Raw genomic sequence first — 17,162 nt, 5'->3', positions numbered from 1 at the left:
TCCCTAACTCCGCCTTAGGGATCAGGTAGCGCGGCCTTGGTGCGCGCGGCGGCATCGTCGTTCTCGACACCGAGCGAGAGCCGCTCACCCGACACCACGGAGGAAGATCCGATGCGCACCAGGACGACCGTCGCCACCATCGCCGCCACCGGCCTGCTCCTGATCGGCGGGGGCACCGCACTGGCCCTGGGCTCCGGGACCGACCCGGACCGGACCCCGGTCACACCGGCCTCGGTGACCGCGCCCGAGCTCCCCGGCGCCGGCGCCGCCGCCGCTTCCGCGTCCGACGCCGGTGCCGCCCCGGCCGCCCCGGGGGCGGCACAGCCCGCCGTCGACCGGGCCACCGCCGAGCGGATCGCGCTGGAGCTGGTCGGCGCGGGCCGGGTCACCGAGGTCGAGTTCGACCGGGAGGACGATGACGACAGGGACGACCGGGACGACCGGGACCACTGGGAGATCGAGATCCGGGACGGGCACGTCGAGCACGAGATCGACGTGGACGCCGCCACCGGGGAGATCCTCGACCACGACATCGACCGCGACGACGACTGAGCCATCCCGGCAAGATCCGTGTCTTGGGAGTGCAGGGTGCCGGTCCCGGCACGAGCGCTCCCAGGACGCGGATCATGGTCCCGAGGTCGCCGCCGGCGTGGTGGGTCCGGCGTCCGGGCGCCGGTAGACCCGGGCCGCGGTGATCCGGCCACCGCCCTCGCCCTCGGGCAGCGAGCGGGCGACCCGGTCGTCGACCGACAGGTACTTGCGGCCGGCTCGCAGGTCGGCGTCGTTGCGGAGCCGGATGAGCAGCGGGAACCCGGACAGGGCACCGGCGTCGAACAGCCCGGTGGTGTAGACCAGCTGCACCCCGAGCGCCTGCGCCACCCCGAACTGCAGCTCCAGCAGGTAGCCCGCGGACGCCCGGCCGATCGGGTTGTCCAGGAACAACACCCCGGCGTGTGCCCGCCTGCCGTGCCCGCGCTGGTGCGCCCGCAGCGCGGCCATCGTGCAGTACAGGACGATCGCCGCGGTCAGCTGCTGGCCGCCGGAGAACACGTCCTTGATCGCCGAGACCCGCAGCCGCTCGGTCCGCAGCACGGCGTCGGGCTTGAGCATCTCGACCCGGACGCCCTTCGGCGTCGCTGCGCGCACCCCGCGCAGCAGCATCGACATCCCGTCGCGCCGGTCCCGGGCCCGGCCGCCGTTCGCCAGGCCCGATGCGGTCCGGTCGACGACGACGCCAAGCTCGTGGCGCAGTGCGGTGTCCGGCAGCTCCTCGAACCGGATCCGCAGGAACTGCTGGCCCGACCAGTCGCCGAGACCGTCCGGGAGCTGGGAGAGCTTCTGCGCGAGCCGGACCGTGCGCAGTGCCTCACCGACCATCCCGGACAACCGGGTGACGATGCCGGAGCGGTGCCGCTCGATGTTGCCGAGATCGTCGTCGAGCGAGCGCAGCCGCGGCCGCAGCGCGCCGATCCACTCCCGGGCCAGCCCGGGCATCTCGCTGCGGTCCACCCCGGCGATGTGCCGGTGCACCGGGGAGGTGAGGGTGGCGAATCTCGGGTCCTGGGCGAACCGGGCGACGGCGTCGACACCCTCGCGCACCTTCTTCTCGGCCCGCGTCCGCTCCCCGGTGACCTCGCGCAGCGCCGCCTGGTTGCGCTTCAGCGCGGCGAGCGCCTCGTCGACGTCACCCTCGAACGGGATCCCGCCCGGCTCCGGGGTCTGCTCCAACCCGTCGACGACGTGGCCGAACCCGCGGGCCAGCTCGACCGCGGTCCGGTGGGCCTCCTCGGCGGTCTGCCGTATCCGGCGGGCCCGTTCCAGCTCGCGGCCGGCCGCGTCCAGGTCGGCCGACGCCGCGGCGACCAGCTCCCGGCCGTGCTCGGCGTCGCGCGGCTGCGCGTACGGGTCGATCGGGCGCGACTCGGCGGGCAGCGAGGCCAGCTCCCGCCGCAGCACCTCGACCTCGGTGTTCGCCTTCTGCCTGCGTTCCTCGGCCCGTTCGTAGGCCGCCCTGGCCTGCTCCGCGGCGGCCCGCCGGCTGGTGGCGTCGGCGCCGTCGGGGGTGTGCAGGAACGCGGTCGCCGCCTCCACCACCGAGCGGGGCAATCCGTCGACGGCGATCCGGCGCTCGGCGGCATCGGCCTCGGCGCGCTCCAGCGCGCCGCGCAGGTCGGTGTCGGCGGCCGTCGAGGCGTACGCGTCCCGGGCCCGGTGGAACTCCTCGCGCAGCTCGGCGAGCGACGCCCCGACGGCCCCGACGGCCGGCTCCGGGGCCTCCTCCAGCGGCAGGGCGGCCGCCTCGTCGCGTGCCGATCCGGCGACGCCGCGCTGCCGATCCCGGGTCTGTTGCGCGGCAGCGGCCTCGCGGCCGGCCTCGGCGGCGGCTGCCCCGGCGGCGTCGGCCCGGGCACGGCACCGCTCGGCGTCGGCGGCACCGGTGCGGCGCCGCTCCTCCAGGCCGGGCCTGCGGGCGAGCTCCTCGCGCAGCGCGGTCAGCGCCTCGGCGCGCCGACGCGCGGTGGCGACGGCCCGCTCCAGGTCGGGCCGGTCGGCGGCGAGCCGGTCGGCCCGCTCGTCGAGCGCGGCGACCTCGTCGCGGGCCTGCTGGTAGGCGTCGGCGGCCTCGTCGCGGGCGGCCTCGGCGGTCCGGGCGGCGTCGGTCAGCTCGTCCAGGGTCGGGCGGCGGTCGCGCAGCGCGATGAACCGGTCGCGCAGCCGCCGGTCGGACTCGGCCAGGGACTCCAGCGCGGCGATCCGGTCGGCCCGCTCCGCGGTCTCGGCGACCAGCCGGACCCGCACCTGTTCGGCGGCGTCCTCGTCGTGCAGCGCCGGGTTCGGCGGGACGACGAGCTCGATCCCGGGCGCGACGGCGTCGGCCGCGGTCAGCGCGGCGGTGGTGCCGACGGCGACCAGGCAGGCCGGCAACAGCCGGGCCTCGACGAGCGCGTCACGGGCCCGGGCGGCGTCACCCGGCTCGTTGAGCAGTACTCCACCGGCCAGGTGCGGCAACCGTTCGAGCACCGCGCTGCGGTCGCCGGCCGGGAGCATCGCCAGGTAGCGGCGACCCGACCAGGCGGTGACGCCCGCCTTCTCCAGCACCTGCAGCACCGACTCGATCTCCGGTGGGTCGGGCAGCAGCCCGCCGTCACCGAGCGCGGCCAGCGCGCGCTCGTCGCGCCGCTGGTCACCGAGCAGCGCGGTCCGTTCCCGCTCGGAACCGCGGATCGCAGCCGTGAGCGTGTCGACGACCAGCTCGGCGTCGGCGTCGGGCCGGATCGTGTCCAGGCCGAGCAGCTCGGCCGGCCGGGCCGCACCGGCCAGCTCGTCGCTCTCCCGGGCGGCGGCGGCGCGGGCGGTCTCCGCGGCCGCCGCCGCGGCGCGGGACGCGGCGGCCGCGTCCTGGGCGGCGGTCCGGCGGGCCTCCGCGGCGCGGCGCTCCTCCCGGATCGCGGTGGCGGCGGCGTCGGCGGCGGCGAGCGCGCCGGCGGTCGCCGCCGCGTCCCGTTCGGCGGCGGGGGCCTCGTGCTCGACGTCGTCCGGGCCGGAGCCCTCCTTCAGGTGCCCGGCGGCGACGGCGGCCGCGATCCGGCGGTCCAGGTCGGCCAGTGCCTCGACGGCGCTCGACACCGAGCTCTCGGCGCGCGCGGCGTCGGCGGCGCGCTCCACCTGCTCGGCGCGGGCTGCGGCGGCCCGCTCCTCGGCCGCGGCGCGGGCGATCTCGGCGGCCTCGGCCTCGGCCTCCGCCTCGGCCACGGTGCGCAGCAGCGACGCGGCCAGTGCCCGGGCGGCGTCCTGGCGGGCCTGCAGGGTCGGCCGCGCCTTCTGCTCCTCCTCGTCGACCCGGGCCCGCAACCGGGCGGCCTCGGCGGCGGCGACCCGGTGCGCGAGGACCGGTTCGACGGCGTCCCGGGCGGTCGAGACGGCTGCCGCCGCGTCCCGTTCCCGGGTGGCCGCCTCGGCGTCCGCGGCGGCGGCCTCGACCGCCAGCACCGCGGCCAGCCTGCGCAGCTCGCCGACGGTGTCCTGCAAGCGCTCGGCGGCCCGGGCCGCCTCCTGTTCGGCGGCGACCGCATCGGTGGCCGCGGTCGCGGTGGTCGCGGCGCGCGTGGTCTCGGCGACCCGCCGGGCGGCGATCGACTCGGCGGTGACCCGCAGCGCGTCCCGGGCGGCGCTCTCCGCGGCCCGTGCGGTCGCGGCCGCGTCCTCCGCGGCGACCATCGGTTCGAGCCGGGCCAGGGTGCCGTCGACGAACTCGCGCTCGGACTCCAGCTCCTCGCGCTGGGCCAGCCGGTCGGCGTACCCGGCGACGAGCTCGGCGACGTTCTGCGGTTCCTCGGGATCGAGCACCGCGCGCAGCAGGAAGTCGACGAACGCCTCGTCGCTGGAGAACGAGAACGCCTCGGCGGCCTCGCCCTCGCCGGCGTTCATCGCCCGCTGGTAACGGAACAGCTCGGGATCCAGGCCGACGTCGACGAGATGGCGGGTCCAGTCCCGGTGCCCGGTCTCCCAGGCCAGCTCGGTCTGCGGGTGGTCGCGGTGCGCGGCGTGCAACCGTTCCCGGAACGACGCGAGGGTGATCCGCTTCCGATCGTGGGTGAAGGGCAGGTCGTCCATGGCGAAACCGGGCACCGGGCGGAACGCGTACCAGGCGTCGGCCAGCTTCTCCGGGTCGGAGGAGGCGACGTGCCCCCGCCACTCCGAGACCTTGCCGGTGACCAGCAGCGCCCCCGTCCCGACGTGCATCCACTCGCAGACGACGTGCGCGACGTCCTCGGCGAGCACGAAGTTCTCCAGCACGGTGGTGCTGGTCGTCCCGACCACCTGACGCCGCCCGGGCAGCAGCACCGAGAAGATCAGCTTGAGCAGTACGGACTTCCCGCCGCCGTTCTCCAGGAACAGCACCGACGCCGGTGAGGGCCGCCGCGGGGTGCTGCGGTCGAGCGCGTCCGGGGCGAACAGGTCCTCCTGCACGGCCACCTTCACCGGCCGCCCGACGCCACGCAGGTCGAGCGAGACGTCCTGGTACCGGGCCGCGGTCGGGCCGACCGAGAACAGCCGGGCCCGGGTCAGCTCATACATCGGGCCCGTCCGATCCGGTCGCCGGGGCCGGGGCCGGGGCCGGGGCCGGGGCCTCCGGAGCGTCCTGCTGCGCGTTGTCGCTCACCTGGTGAGCGACAACGGACGGAGAGGTACCCGGATCGCCGGGCGCCGGTTCGCCGGACACCGCCCCCTCCTCCTGCTCGAATTCGCTCACCGGGTGAGCGGTTGTGCCCGGACCCCCCTCCGGTGTGGGACCGGTGTCGAATGCCCCGGCGGGTTCCGCGACCAGCGACCCCGCGGCCGCCCCGACCGGCAGCACGTTCAGCGACAGCAGCTCGTCGAAGGCCCGCTGGGCGGCGAGCTCGCGCACCTGGACCTGGTAGCGCGGCGTCGTGCGGTAGGCCCCCTCGGCCCCGACCGGCACCAGGAACCCCTGGTCGGCGAGGAACCGCAGCGCCTTCCCGACGATGCCGCGGGTGGTGGACTCGCCGGTTCGGCCGTCCTTGGTGGCGGTCGCCTCCGGACGGCGCAGCCACACCCGCCAGACCTCCTCGAGCTGCGGTGCGTCCGACTCCGGGTCGGCCGGTCCTGCGGCGCGCTCGTTCAGCACCCGGCAGGCCTCACGGACGGCGCCGTCGACCAGCTCCACCGAGACGCGGCCGACGTAGGAGTCGTCACCGAGATCGTCGGGACGCGGGAACGCGAGCGCGGCGACGGCGAGGTGCGCGATGCCGTGCAGCACCTTGTCGGCGGCCCGGTTGGTCAGCGCGGTCCGCCGGGCGTAGGTGTCCATCCGGATCTCGAACACCGAGCCCTCGGTCGCCGCGAGCACGATGCCCGGCGCGGGATCGACGGCCAGCACCACCAGGCCCAGCCCGGACGCGATCCGCTGCACGGTGTCGCGGAACTCGTCGTCCTCGCGGTAGCGGCGGACGAGCTCGGCGTAGTCGGGGTCGCGGCCGGGCAGCGCCTTGGGCCGCATCCCGAACGCGACGAGCCGGGCGGCGGTCTCGGTGTCAGCCATCGCCGGGCACCCGCCGCTCCCCCTCGACACCGGCCACGGCCAGCAGCAGGTCCGCGCCGCCGAACTCCGGGTCGTCGAGCACGGCGCCGTCGTCGACGGCGATCAGCACCGACGGGTCGCCCTGGGTGCGGGCGGTGCCGATCGCGGTCCCCACGGCGTGCAACGCGCGCAACGCGACGAGCTGCGGCAGGTCGGCACCGGCCTCCCGGGACCGGGCGAGCGCCTCGGACAACCGCACCGGCCCCTGCCCGGGCACGGGGAGGACGGCGTCGACGAGCTGCCACGCCTGCTCCCCGAAGCGCTCCCGGGGTTGCGGCGCCAGCTCGGGCTCGGGTACCTCGGCACCGAACGGGTCCCGGTCGGTCGGCGGGGTCAGCAGGGTCTCGACCAGTCCGCCCAGGCTCGGCACGGACGGGCTCCACACGCCGGTGCCGGCCGCGAAGTACGCCGTCACCGGATCGTCCGCCGCGCCGACGGTCAGGCCGAGCGCGGGCCGCAGGAGCTGCCCGAACACGTCCACCGAGGCCCGTTTCGGCTTCCCGGAGAACTGCTGGCGGTCCTGCTCGGCCCGGAACGCGGCACCGGCCTCCTGCAACCGCGCCTGCAGCTGGGTGTGCCGCTGGATGCAGTCGTCGACGACCTCGACCAGCTCGGCGGCCTGCCGGCGGCGCTCCGGTTCGACGGCCTCGTCACGGGCGTCGGCGATGTTGGCCTTGATCACGGTCTCGGCGCGGTAGCGGGCCTCGATGTGGGTGAGCGCCTCGTCGAGCAGCTGCGGGACGGCGTCGAGCCAGTCCACCGAGCGGACGTCGCGCCGGGTCGCCTCCAGCTTGCGGCGCAGCGACTCGGCGTACTGCACCGTGCGGTAGCGGGCCTGCTCGGCGGCGAGCCGGGCATCACCCAGCCTGCCGCGCACGATCAGCGTCTCCAGCTTGGTCTCGGCCGCCTCCTGCGCGGACTCGACGTCGGTGTCCAGCGCCCCGACCAGCACGTTGATCGCCTCGTCGGAGGCGCGCAGGTACACCCCGCCGTCCGCGGCGGCGACCTCGACGAGCAGCTTGAAGTCGAACCGGCGGCGCTGGTAGCGGCCCTGGGCGTCGGTGCTGCCGTACTCGACGGCGAACCCGCGGTCGATGCTGCCGACGTTGACCAGGTTGTCGATCACCCACTGGGCGACCCGCGCGTGCTCCGCACGGGGGGCGTGCGGTGCCTGCGCGGCGACGAAGGGCAGCAACCGCCGGACGATCTCGGCGTGGTCGGCGCCGTGGTCGAAGTCCATCGCGAGGGTGACCTGGTCGATGGCCTGCAGGCCGATCTCGGCCATCTGGTAGCCGGCGGCGTCCCACTCCAGGCGGCCCTTGCGGGCGTCGAGGTCGTGCAGCGGCGCCGTGCAGGCCAGGGCCTTCAGCCGGCGCGCGACACCCTCGTCCGGACTGATGGTCGACACCCCGACGACTGTAGTGAGGGCGCCGGCGCCACCCCCGGACCGGGCGGGACCGGCCTCAGCGACCGCCGTCGAGCAACGAGGTGTACGAGGGCCGGTCGGGCGCCTCCTCCGCCGCGAGCAGCGCGTGCGCCACGGCCCGGGCGGTCACGTCCGCCGTGGCGGCCTGGAGCAGGTAGGTGGCGTCCGGGCCCGGGACGTCACCGGTGCCGGTGGCCAGGCCGAAGGCGCAGTCCCCGTCCCGGACGGTGTGCACCGGCGCGACCGCGCGGGCCAGGCCGTCGTGGGCCATCGTGGCGAGCCGGGTGCAGCCCGCCTTGTCCAGGGTGGCGTCGGTGGCGATCACGACCAGCGTGGTCGCGGTCCCCGGCGACGGTGCGTGCCCGGCGTACAGCTCGGCGATCCGGTCCCGCGCGGCCGACGAGGGCAGGCCCCCGGGGAACTCGCCGGGGAGCCCCCACCGGGCGCCCAGCAGCTCACCGGTCCGCGGGTCGACGCCGGACCCGGCCGAGTTGAGGACCACCAGCGCGGCGACCGTCGCACCTGTGCCGAGCACCGCGGAGGCGGTGCCGATCCCGCCGCGCAACCCGCCGGCGACGGCACCGGTACCCGCGCCCACCGAGCCCTGCGGAACCGGTCCGGGGTGCGCGGCGTCGTAGGCGGCGGTCCCGGTCCCCGCCGTGGGGCGGGCGGTGGGGTCCCCGCCCCGGCCGAGATCGAACACGACCGCGGCCGGGACGATCGGGACGACGGCACCGGGGACCGGGAAGCCCTCGCCGTCGCGTTCGAGGCGGGCCATCACCCCGGAGGCGGCGTCGAGCCCGTAGGCGCTCCCGCCGGACAGGGTCACCGCGTGCACCCGCTGCACGGTCGCCGTGGGCGCCAGCAGGTCGGTCTCCCGGGTGCCGGGTGCGGCGCCGCGGACGTCGGCACCGGCGACCGCCCCGCCCGGTGGGGCGAGCACGACGGTGCTGCCGCTACGGGCCCCCGGCCCGGTCAGCGCCGCGTGCCCGACCCGCAGGCCGGTCACGTCGGTCAGGCCGTTGTACTCACCCGGACGCACCCGCACGTTCCGCAGGTCAGCTCCGCTTCTTCGCGCCGCCGCGGGCCCGCCGGACGACCAGGAAGATCAGCGCCAGCACACCGAGGCCGCCGAGCACCGGCGCGAGCCGCTTCAGCACCGGGGCACCGGCCGAGTCCAGCAGGTCGATCGCCTCGATCGGGCTGCTCTGCGGCTGCCGCGGAGTGACCGGCTTCGGGGCCGAGGTGGCCGGGGCCGCCGGGGCCGCCGAGCTCTCCGGACCCGCCGCAGCACCCGCGGCCGGGGGGACCGCCGGGATCGGGCTGGTCTCGTCGGCGGCGTGCTTCGGGCCGGATCCGTTGGAGGTCGCGGCACCGCCCGGGCCGGTCAGCTTGTCCGCCACACAGGAGGCGAACTGGCCGATGATCTTGTCGGCGACGTCGGAGATGACACCGCGGCCGAACTGGGCGGGACGCCCGGTCACGGTCATGTCGGTGACCATCGTGACCGAGGTCTTGTCCGGACCGTCTGCGACCATGGTTCCGGTGACGACCGCCTTGGCGGTGCCGTTGCCGCGGGCGTCCCGGCCCGAGGCGTCGATGACGACCTTGTGGTTGGCGTCGTCCCGCTCGATGTAGGTGCCCTTGCCCTTGTAGGTCAGCGAGATCGGGCCCAGCTTGACCTTCACGGTGCCCTGGAACGAGTCGCCCTCGTACTCGGTCAGGGTGGCCCCGGGGAAGCACGGCGCGATGAGCTCCGGGTCGTTGAGCGCCTTCCATGCGTCCTCGATCGGCGCCGCGATCGTGAACTTGTTCTCCAGCTGCATCTCTGTCTGCCTCCCTCGTGCGAAGGGGCGCCGACCCGGGAGGTGTTCCCCGGCCCGGCGCCCCTACGGCGTGCTACTGCGAACGTCTGCGGTGCTCAGCCGGCCGCGGCCAGCACGGCCCGCCCGGTCAGCACCTTCGCCAGGTGCTCACGGTAGTCGGATGCGGCGTCCGCGTCACTCGGAGCGGAGGTTCCTTCCGTGGCGTGCTCGGCCGCCGCCTTCGCGACGTCCGGCCCGGCGGCCTGGCCGACCAGGGCCCGCTCGACCCCGGTCGCCCGGATGGGCACGTTGCCCATGTTGGTCAGGCCGACCCGCGCCTGCGAGATCGTCCCGCCCTCCACCTTCAGCGCGACGGCGACCGCCACCATCGACCAGGCCTGTGCCACCCGGTTGAACTTCTCGTAGTGGGTCTTCCAGCCGGTGTACTTCGGGAACCGCACCATCGTGAGGATCTCGCCCTCGCCGATCGCGGTGGTGAAGTAGTCCTGGAAGAACTCCGCCGCCGGGACCAGGCGGGTCCCGCCGGAACCGAGGATCACGAACTCGGCGTCCAGGGCGAGCGCGGCCGCCCCCAGGTCACCGGCCGGGTCCGCGTGCGCGAGCGCACCGCCGAGGGTGCCGCGGTGGCGTACCTGCGGGTCGGCGACGGTCTCGGTGGCCCGGGCGATCAGCTCGACGTGCTTGTTGATCAGGTCGTTGCGCATGACCTCGTGGTGGGTGGCCATGGCGCCGACCATCACGTACTGCTCGTCCTCGCCGATCCGCTTGAGCTCCGGGATCCCGCCGAGGTCGATGACGGTGCTCGGAGCGGCGAGCCGCAATCGCAGCACCGGCAGCAGGCTCTGCCCGCCCGCGAGGATCTTGGCGTCCTCACCGGCCTGCTGCAGCGCGCTGACCGCCTCCTCGACCGACGAGGGCCGGACGTAGTCGAACTTCGCCGGGATCACTGGACCTCTCCCTTGGGGTTGTTCGGGTCGATGGAACCCAGGCCGGCGCCCGGGGAGTGGGTGGTGCTCGGCGTCTGCTGCACGGAGTGGCCCTTGGCCACCTGCAGCGCCCGCCACACCCGCTGCGAGGTGGTCGGCATCTCGATCTCGGTGACGCCGAGGTGGCGGATCGCGTCCAGCACGCCGTTCACGATCGCCGGGGTGGAGGCGATCGTGCCCGCCTCGCCGACGCCCTTCACACCGAGCGGGTTCGTCGTCGACGGGGTGGACACGGTCTCGGTGGTGAAGCTGGGCAGGTCCGCCGCCGAGGGCAGTGTGTAGTCGACGAACGTGGCGTTGACCAGGGTGCCCTGGTCGTCGTAGTTCGCCTCCTCGAACAGCGCCTGCGCGATGCCCTGGGCGAGGCCGCCGTGCACCTGGCCCTCGACGATCAGCGGATTGATCACGTTGCCGATGTCGTCGACGCAGACGTAGTTGCGCAGGTTCACCCGGCCGGTCTCGGTGTCGACCTCGATCGCGGCGAGGTGGGTGCCGTGCGGGAAGGAGAAGTTCTCCGGGTCGAACACGGCGTCGGAGTCCAGCGAGGGCTCCATGCCCTCGGGGTAGTCGTGCGCCATGAACGCGGCGAACGCGATCTCCTGGATCGCCTTGCCCTTGTCGGTGCCCTTGACGGTGAACTGCCCGTTGGCGAACTCGAGGTCGTCCTCGGAGGCCTCCAGCAGGTGCGCGGCGATCTTGCGCGCCTTCTCGATGACCTTCTCCGCGGCGTTGACGATCGCGATACCACCGACCACCAGCGAGCGCGAGCCGTAGGTGTCCAGACCCTTCGGCGCCACCTGGGTGTCACCGTGCAGGATCTCGACGTCCTCGAACGGCACGCCGAGCTTGTCCGCGACGATCTGGGAGAACGCCGTCTCGTGACCCTGCCCGTGCGCCGACGCGCCGGTGGTCACCTCGACCTTGCCGGTCGCGAGCATCCGGATGCTCGCGGCCTCCCAGCCACCTGCGCCGTAGTCCAGCGAACCGAGCACCCGGGACGGCGCGAGCCCGCACATCTCGGTGAACGTCGAGATCCCGATACCCAGCTGCACCGGGTCGTTGTTCTTGCGCCGTTCCTCCTGCTCGCGGCGCAGGCCGGCGTAGTCGAACAGCTCCATCGCGCGGCGGGTGGCCTGCTCGTAGTTGCCGGTGTCGTAGGTCAGGCCCACGACGGTGGTGAACGGGAACTCCTCGTGGGAGATCCAGTTCTGCTCGCGCAGCTCCATCGGGTCCCGGCCGAGCTCGACGGCCAGCTCGTCCATGATCCGCTCGATGCCGAAGGTGGCCTCCGGACGCCCCGCTCCCCGGTAGGCGTCGGTGAGCGTCTTGTTGGTGAAGACGTTCGAGCAGGTGAACTTCAGGGCCGGGATCTTGTAGATCGCGTTGAACATGAACGCGCCGAGGATCGGCACGCCCGGGCCGACCAGCCCGAGGTAGGCGCCCATGTCGGCGTAGAGGTGCACGTCCAGGCCGGTGATCGTGCCGTCGCGCTTGGCGGTGATCGTGAGGTCCTGGATCTGGTCGCGGGCGTGGTGCGCGGTGAGCATGCACTCGCTGCGGGTCTCGGTCCACTTGACCGGCTTGCCCAGCTTCTGCGCAAGCAGCACGCAGAGCATCTCCTCGGGCAGCACACCGATCTTGCCGCCGAAACCGCCGCCCACGTCGGGGGCGATCACCCGCAGCTTGGACTCGGGGATCCCGAGGGTCACCGTGGTCATGGTGCGCAGGATGTGCGGCACCTGGGTGGCGGCCCAGATGGTCAGCTGCTCGCCGGTCGGGTCCACGACGCAGGAGCGGGGCTCCATGAACGCCGGGATCAGCCGCTGCTGGCGGAACCGGCGCCGGACCACGACCTGGTCGGAATCGGCCTCGGCGGTCCTGATGGCCTCGCCGATGTCGCCACCGGTGCCGGCGGCACCGGAGTCGAAGACCCAGGTGGCGGAGACGTTGCTGCCCAGGTCCGGGTGCACCAGCTCGGCGCCGTCCTGTGCGGCGGCCTCCATGTCCAGGACCGGGTCGAGCGGGGTGTAGTCGACCTCGACGAGCTCGGCGGCGTCACGGGCCGCGGCGGCGGACCGCGCGACGACGACGGCGACCCCCTCACCCGAGAAGTTCACCCGCCCGACGGCGAGCACCGGGCGCTGCGGGGCCTTCTGGTCGGGGGTGATCGGCCACGCGCAGGGCAGGCCGACCTGCTCCGCACCCAGGTCGGCGGCGGTGAACACGCCGAAGACGCCGGGCGCCTTCTCGGCCTCGGACTTGTCGATCGAGTTGATCGTCGCCCGCGCCAGGGTCGAGCGGACCACCGCGATGTGCACGGTGCCGGGCGGGGTGATCGAGTCGGTGTAGCGGGAACGACCGGTGATCAGGCGCTCGTCCTCCTTGCGGACGCGCGCCTTGCCGATCTCTGCTGTGGTGGGTTCGGCGGTCGTGGTCAACTCAGTTCCCTCCGGCGACCGGGGCGGCTGTCTGGCCCGCCGGGGCCTGGGCGCCCGGCTTCATGTTCCTGGCCGCGGTCTGCACCGCACGCACGATGTTCTGGTACCCGGTGCAGCGGCACAGGTTGCCCTCGATGCCCTCGCGGACCTCCTGCTCGGACGGGTCGGGGTTGTCCCCGAGCAGGTCGACCGCAGCCATGATCATTCCCGGGGTGCAGTAACCGCACTGCAGGCCGTGGCACTCCCGGAACGCCTCCTGGACCGGGTGCAGGTTCCCGTCGCGGGCGAGGCCCTCGATGGTGGTCACCTCGCTGCCGTCGGCCTGTACGGCGAGGACCGAACAGGACTTCACGCTCTGCCCGTCCAGACTGACGGTGCAGGCACCGCAGTTGCTGGTGTCGCAGCCGATCAACGTCCCCGTCTTGCCCAGCGTCTCCCTCAGGTACTGCGCGAGCAACATGCGGGGCTCGACGTCGTCGGCGTAGTTCACGCCGTCGACGGTGACCCGGACCTCTGTCATGGACTCTCACTCCTCGTACGCGACCACGCACTCGGCCGCGCGGGTCTACCGGGGACTGGTCGAGGAGCGCCGGGTGCGGTCGCGACCGCGTCGGCGCGCCTTCCATCTGCCGTCACGCGTGTGGCGGCGCCCACATCACACTCCCGATCATGCGGGCAGGCAAGGCGGACGGCGCGGACGTCGTGCCCGGTCGGACGGCGTGTCCCGGGCACGACCGGAGCTGCTCAGGCCCCCTGACCGCACCCGCGGAGAGGACGGCGCACAGGACCCGCAGAATCGGATCCGCGGCGCCAGAGGAATCACTCGTTCAGACCAACCCGGACGGAGTGGTCCGGCGACTGAGGATCAGGCCAGCCTAACCTGGGTCAACGGCGCGGTCCAGGGCCGGTCGGACGCAACGGTGCCGTCGTCCGGTGGCACCAGGCCCCCCACCAGAGCCCCGCGCCGTAGGCCAGGTCGTCGAGCCGGTGCGCGACGACATGGGCCGGCAGCGAGATCCGCACCCGCGGGTCGCGGTCGCGGTGCAACCACCAGTCTGCGACCCCCTCGGCGAGCGCCGCCGCCAGCACCGCCCGGCGGGCCCGTACCGAGAACGGCAGCGCCAGCGCGGCAATCGGCCAGAAATGCCTGGTCAGCGCCGATGCGAGCTGGCACAGCGCGCCGGAGAGCCCGAGTCCGGCGAGCCGGGCCGCGCTGCGGCGCGGCCGGTCGAGCCGGGTCAGCTTGCGCGCGAGCCGGTCCGCCGCCACCCCGGTGACGACGGCGGCGATCGCGACCGCCCCACGGCGCTGGGCGAGCAGCAGCAGGCAGACCGCGGCCGTCCACCCCGAGAGCACCATCGGCGGCACCGCACCCGGGTGCCGAAGCGCCAGCGGGGCCGCCCCCGTGCCGTAGAATGCCTTGCGCCGCAACCATTCCACCGGGTCGGTCCGGTGATCGTGGGCCACCCGGGCGGCCGGTTCGTAGCGCATCGCCCAGCCGGCGGCGTGCAACCGCAGGACCAGGTCCACGTCCTCGGCGACGTGCATCCCCGGGTCGAACGCCACCTCGCCGACCGCGGCGACCCGGACCAACATCGCCGCGCTCGGCACGTAGGCGACCCGGGAGCGCGGGACGATCAGCGCCGGATCGGGTCCCAGGTCCAACGAGGACCGGACCGCCTCGTACCGGCCGACCAGGCCGCGCGGCCCGCCGTCCGCGGCCGGGTCGAGCGCGACGATACGCGGGGCCACCAACCCGACCGCCGGGTCGGCGAGGTGCCCGAGCAGCGGTTCCAGCCATCCCGGCTCGGGCACCACGTCGGAGTCGAGGAACACCACCAACGGGGTGCGGGCCGCCGCCAGCCCGGCGTTGCGCGCCGCAGCCGGCCCCCGGGGGGCGGCGTGCCGCAGCACCCGCCCACCGGCAGCCTCGACCCTGCGGCGCAGCGGATCCGGATCCGCCGACCCGTCGTCCACGACGATCACCCCACCCAGCGAGCCGACCGGTAGGGCGGCCAGCAGCGCGTCGATCTGCCGGTCCTTCACCGGGACGACCACGGTCACCTCCGCCGGCCCGTGCGGCCCCGCCTCCGGCACCGGGTGCGCCAACCCGGCGTCGAGCAGGGTGCGGGCCAGCGCCCGATGCGTCGGCCCCTCGACCACCAGCGCCGCACCGGGGGAAGGCAGCAGGTCCCTGGCCCGCGCGGAGAGATGCACCAACCGCGGCGGGGCACCGCCCAGCAACGCCGCACCACCGTCGATCGCCCGGACACGCCGGTCGAACCGCACCCGGAACCCGTCCGGCAGCCTGCGGTCGGCCGGGCCCGCGGTGGTCGCCGTGCGGGCAGGACGGTCGGGACGGATGTGGGCGGCGGTCACCGGAGGAGCCTTCCACTCCCGGCCGCGGCGGGTCGACTCCCCGACCGGTCGGGCAGCACACTCCTGCCCATGCCCGATCTCCTCCCCCGCTACGGAACCGCGACCCTGTCCGAGGTCGTGCCCGCGCTGCTGCACGCGATCGGCTCCCCGCTCGACGACGGGCCGTCCGCGCTGGTGCTCCCACCGGCCAGGGCTGCCGTGCTGCTGCTGGTGGACGGGCTCGGCCACGAGTTGCTCCGCACGCACGCCGCGGACGCGCCGGTCCTGACCGGGCTCGCCGACGCGGGTCCGCTGACCGTCGGCTTCCCCTCGACGACCCCGATCAGCCTCACCTCGCTGGGCACCGGCCTACCGCCGGGTGCGCATGGCACGCTGGGTCTGCGCTTCCGGGTGGACGGACGGTTGCTCGACGCGCTGGGCTGGTCGGAGGGCCGCCGGGACCTGCGGGAGGTGCTCGTCCCCGAGCAGGTCCAGCCGGAGCCGACGGCACTGGAACGGGCCGCCGCGGCCGGCGTCGACGTCACGGTGGTGTCGCACCGGGAGTTCCGGACGTCCGGGCTGACCCGGTCCGGCCTGCGCGGTGGCGCGTACCGCGGCGTGGGCGCGCTCGGCGACCTGGCCGCGGAGATCCTGTCCGGGGTGGACGAGCGCGTGCCGGGCCCCCGGCTGGTCTACGGCTATCACGCCGATCTCGACCAGCTCGGTCACGTCCACGGTCCCGGCAGCACCGCATGGCGCTGGCAGCTGCGCCAGATCGACGCGCTGGCCGGGATGCTGCTCGACGCGCTGCCCGCCGGGACACTGTTCACCGTCACCGGCGACCACGGGATGGTCACGGTGGACCGGGTGCTCGACGCCGACCGCACCCCCGAGCTGCAGGCCGGTGTCGCACAGCTCGGCGGCGACCCGCGGGCCCGGCACGTCTACACCGAACCCGGCGCCGCGGACGAGGTGCTGGCCGCCTGGCGGGCGGTGCTCGGCGACGACGCCGCGGTCGTCACCCGCGAGCAGGCCGTCGCCGACGGCTGGTTCGGGCCGGTGCAGGACCGGCTCCGGGACCGGATCGGTGACGTGGTCGTCGCGCTGCGCGGGACGGCGGCGGTGGTGCGCAGCGAGGCCGAGCCGTACCTGGCGTCGTTCCCCGGGCAGCACGGGTCGTTCACCGCCGCCGAGCAGCTCGTGCCGCTGCTCACCCACTGACCGATCCGGCGACGGGTGATCACGGATCGGGCACCAGGACGTTCGCCGGGTGACCGGACCGGTTCCCGATCGTGGATCAGTGCGGGGACCGGAGGCGACCGGTCACCGGGTCCGGGTCCCAGGCCCCGATCGCTGCGGCCGCTGCGTCGGCGATCGCGGCCAGGATCTCCCCGCCCTCGTCGCCGCTCGCGCCGGACGGGTCACCCAGGACCCCGTTCGGGCTGACCGCCGCGGTCCCGCCGGCCCGCAACGCCTCGATCACCTCGGCCAGCGGGCGCGTCTCACCGGCCACGGCCCGGTCGGCCCGGACCAGGTCCGGCCGCAGGTGCAGCAGCACCGAGGTTTCGTACCGACCGGCGTGCGCGTCCGGAGGAACCCCCGGAACCGATGCGGTGCACGGTACCCAGCCTGCGTCCCGGCCCTCGTGGCGGAGCAGGCGCACCGCCGAGGACAACGCCGCGACGTTGCCCCCGTGGCCGGTGAGCAGCACCAGCCGTGCCGCCCACCGGCAGGCCGAGCGGCCGTACTCGACCAGCAGGGTGTGCAGCGCCTCGGTGCCGAGGGAGACGGTGCCCGGGAAGCCCTCGTGCTCACCCGCCGCGCCGTACGGGATCGCCGGGGCGAGCATCAACGCCGGATCCGCGTCGTGCAGCGCACCCGCCACGGCAGTGGCGACCAGTGTGTCGGTGCCCAGCGGCAGGTGCGGTCCGTGCTGTTCGGTCGAGCCGACCGGCACCAGCAGCGTCCGCGGCCGGGCACCGGGGTCGTCGAGATCGGTCCAGGTCAGCTCGTCGAGCAGCACGG

At 74.7% G+C, this 17,162-nt stretch carries 11 protein-coding genes and 1 pseudogene; 2 read left to right on the top strand and 10 right to left on the bottom strand.

The window, feature by feature from the left end:
• The first annotated feature begins 111 nt into the window (after positions 1-111).
• A complete protein-coding gene (locus AB0J24_RS09170) occupies positions 112-552 on the top strand; it encodes a PepSY domain-containing protein (RefSeq protein WP_358677839.1) in 441 nt (146 codons plus the stop codon).
• 72 nt (positions 553-624) lie between these two features.
• On the opposite strand, the gene AB0J24_RS09165 is transcribed toward AB0J24_RS09170, so the two are convergent.
• The 9 genes and pseudogenes from AB0J24_RS09165 to mftF all read right to left on the bottom strand — a co-directional run bounded on the left by AB0J24_RS09165 (position 625) and on the right by mftF (position 15,158).
• Positions 625-5,079, bottom strand: coding sequence for a hypothetical protein (locus tag AB0J24_RS09165; protein WP_358677837.1), 4,455 nt, complete (start codon positions 5,077-5,079; stop codon positions 625-627).
• Between the two features lie 247 nt (positions 5,080-5,326).
• A pseudogene (locus AB0J24_RS09160) lies at positions 5,327-6,064 on the bottom strand (hypothetical protein); the annotation flags it as partial.
• Positions 6,057-7,511: a hypothetical protein gene (locus AB0J24_RS09155; RefSeq protein WP_358677834.1), complete on the bottom strand. Its 1,455-nt coding sequence runs from the start codon at positions 7,509-7,511 to the stop codon at positions 6,057-6,059. The gene AB0J24_RS09155 and the pseudogene AB0J24_RS09160, both read right to left, overlap by 8 nt.
• A 55-nt stretch (positions 7,512-7,566) precedes the next feature.
• On the bottom strand, positions 7,567-8,577 hold the full coding sequence (locus AB0J24_RS09150; RefSeq protein ID WP_358677831.1) for a P1 family peptidase: 1,011 nt from the start codon (positions 8,575-8,577) through the stop codon (positions 7,567-7,569).
• Between the two features lie 10 nt (positions 8,578-8,587).
• Positions 8,588-9,355 (bottom strand): SRPBCC family protein, encoded by a 768-nt coding sequence (locus AB0J24_RS09145; protein ID WP_358677829.1) that lies wholly within the window; start codon positions 9,353-9,355, stop codon positions 8,588-8,590.
• A 95-nt stretch (positions 9,356-9,450) separates the two neighbouring features.
• Positions 9,451-10,302 (bottom strand): xanthine dehydrogenase family protein subunit M, encoded by an 852-nt coding sequence (locus AB0J24_RS09140; protein WP_358677827.1) that lies wholly within the window; start codon positions 10,300-10,302, stop codon positions 9,451-9,453.
• Positions 10,299-12,779 (bottom strand): xanthine dehydrogenase family protein molybdopterin-binding subunit, encoded by a 2,481-nt coding sequence (locus tag AB0J24_RS09135; RefSeq protein ID WP_358677826.1) that lies wholly within the window; start codon positions 12,777-12,779, stop codon positions 10,299-10,301. Before AB0J24_RS09135 ends, AB0J24_RS09140 begins: the two co-directional genes overlap by 4 nt.
• A gap of 1 nt (position 12,780) precedes the next feature.
• The gene (locus AB0J24_RS09130) at positions 12,781-13,299 is read right to left on the bottom strand and encodes a (2Fe-2S)-binding protein (RefSeq protein ID WP_358677824.1); all 519 of its coding nucleotides are present in this window, start codon (positions 13,297-13,299) and stop codon (positions 12,781-12,783) included.
• A gap of 365 nt (positions 13,300-13,664) precedes the next feature.
• Positions 13,665-15,158 (bottom strand): mycofactocin biosynthesis glycosyltransferase MftF, encoded by a 1,494-nt coding sequence (mftF, locus tag AB0J24_RS09125; RefSeq protein ID WP_358677822.1) that lies wholly within the window; start codon positions 15,156-15,158, stop codon positions 13,665-13,667.
• Between the two features lie 69 nt (positions 15,159-15,227).
• Between mftF and AB0J24_RS09120 the strand changes: the two genes are divergently transcribed.
• A complete protein-coding gene (locus AB0J24_RS09120) occupies positions 15,228-16,358 on the top strand; it encodes a nucleotide pyrophosphatase/phosphodiesterase family protein (protein WP_358677821.1) in 1,131 nt (376 codons plus the stop codon).
• Positions 16,359-16,434: 76 nt separating this feature from the next.
• Here the strand turns inward: AB0J24_RS09120 and mftE are convergent, their stop codons facing one another.
• On the bottom strand, positions 16,435-17,160 hold the full coding sequence (gene mftE, locus AB0J24_RS09115) for a mycofactocin biosynthesis peptidyl-dipeptidase MftE (RefSeq protein WP_358677818.1): 726 nt from the start codon (positions 17,158-17,160) through the stop codon (positions 16,435-16,437).
• Positions 17,161-17,162: the final 2 nt, after the last annotated feature.

This window comes from Pseudonocardia sp. NPDC049635 (genome assembly GCF_040659795.1).
Lineage (GTDB): Bacteria > Actinomycetota > Actinomycetes > Mycobacteriales > Pseudonocardiaceae > Pseudonocardia.
Note: the sequence above shows the minus strand (reverse complement) of the source record. Positions and strands in the feature narration are given on the sequence as shown.